Raw genomic sequence first — 1,674 nt, forward strand, 5'->3', positions numbered from 1 at the left:
CTCGCCGTCGGTTTGATCGGCGTCCTGCTGGACAAGGTGGTCATCAGGCGCTTCCGCGATGCGCCCGCCATGATGGCGCTGGTGGCGACCGTGGCGCTCGGCATCGTCATCCGCGAGCTGATCCGCCATCTCTATCCGCAGGGATCGAACCCGCATGCCTTCCCGCGCCTGGTGTCGGGCATGGCTTTCGAAATCTCCGGCGTTGCCATCAGCTGGTTCGCGCTGCTGGTGGTGGTGCTGACCGTCGCGCTGGTTGCCATGCTGTTTGTCTTCCTGCGCATGACCCCGCTCGGGCTGCGCATCCGGGCGGCCTCGGAGGACCGGGTCGTGGCGCGCATGATGGGCATCCGCGATGCACGCGTCTTCCGTGCGACGTTCTTCATTGCCTCGGCTATCGGCGCCATCGCTGGACTTCTGTTCGCAAGCTATGCCGGCGTGACACGGTTCGACTTCGGCGTCATGGCCGGCCTGCTCGGCTTTTCCGCCGCGGTCATCGGCGGCCTCGGCTCGATGCCGGGCGCCATACTGGGCGGACTGATCATTGCCGGCATCGAAGTGCTGGCGCAGACATTCGTGCCGGACGGCGCTTCCTACCGGCTGGTCTTCGTCTTCCTGCTGGTCATCGCCGTGCTCATCTTCCGCCCCGCCGGCCTGCTTGGGCGCACCGTCATGGAGAAAGTCTAGCATGCAGGGTCATGCTTCACCCGACGTGCCGGGCATAGCCGCGGCCACGGTCTTCGCCATCGCCTCGCAAATCATCGGGGCAGCGTTCCTGTACCTCATCCTCAGAGTCGACGGCGGCTGGCAGGTGGTCGGCCTGCTGGCCTTGCTCGGCCTCGGTTTCTATCTGCTGGAGAGGCTGCCGTGGATCGCCGACTATGCGTTGGCGAGCTTTGCCCGGGTTCCGCTCGTGGCGATGATCACTGCGGCGGTCATCGTCCTGGCCTTTCCGTTCTTCGTCGGATCCAACACCTATATCCTCCATCTGCTGATCGTCGCCGAGCTCTATGCGGTGCTGGCGCTGGCGCTCAATTTCCAGCTCGGCAGCGCCAACATTCCGAACTTCGCCACCGGCGCTTCCTACGGCATCGGCGCCTACGTGTCGGCGCTGCTGGCGATCAATTTCGGCGTCAGCTTCTGGCTGACGCTGCCGGTCGCGGCGCTGGCGGCGACCCTGTTCGGTTTCATCATCGGCATCCCGTCGATGCGCACGCGCGATACCTATCTCGCGCTCGTCACCATCGCCTTCGGCGTCGTGGTCCAGCAATTGCTGAACAATTTCAGCTGGACCGGCGGACCCAACGGACTGGTCGGTATTCCGGCGCCCAGCCTGTTCGGCCATTCCTTTGCCGATCCGCTGGTGATCTTCGGCTGGAAGCTGCCGAGCCAGGCGAATTTCTATTATCTGTCGGCCGCACTGGTCGTCGTCGCCATCGTCACCGCGCATCGGCTGCACGGTTCGCGCATCGGTCTGGCCTGGAATGCGCTGCGCGCCGACGAGATCGCCGCCAAGGCGCAAGGCATCAATGTGGCGTGGTTCAAGGTTCTGGCCTTCGCCGTTGACGCCTTTCTCGCCGCCTTCGCCGGCACGATCTACGCCTTCTACGTCTCCTACATTTCTCCCGACAATTTCACCTTCCTGGTCTCCGTCACCATCATGACCATGGTCATCGT

At 64.1% G+C, this 1,674-nt stretch carries 2 protein-coding genes; both read left to right on the forward strand.

What is annotated here, in order from left to right:
- On the forward strand, positions 1 to 684 hold a 684-nt coding region (locus tag EN750_RS33195), incomplete at its 5' end, for a branched-chain amino acid ABC transporter permease (protein WP_145968152.1).
- A gap of 1 nt (position 685) precedes the next feature.
- A partial coding sequence (locus EN750_RS33200) for a branched-chain amino acid ABC transporter permease (RefSeq protein WP_145968153.1) occupies positions 686 to 1,674 on the forward strand: 989 nt, incomplete at its 3' end.

Source organism: Mesorhizobium sp. M7A.F.Ca.ET.027.03.2.1, from assembly GCF_003999175.1.
Classification (GTDB): domain Bacteria; phylum Pseudomonadota; class Alphaproteobacteria; order Rhizobiales; family Rhizobiaceae; genus Mesorhizobium.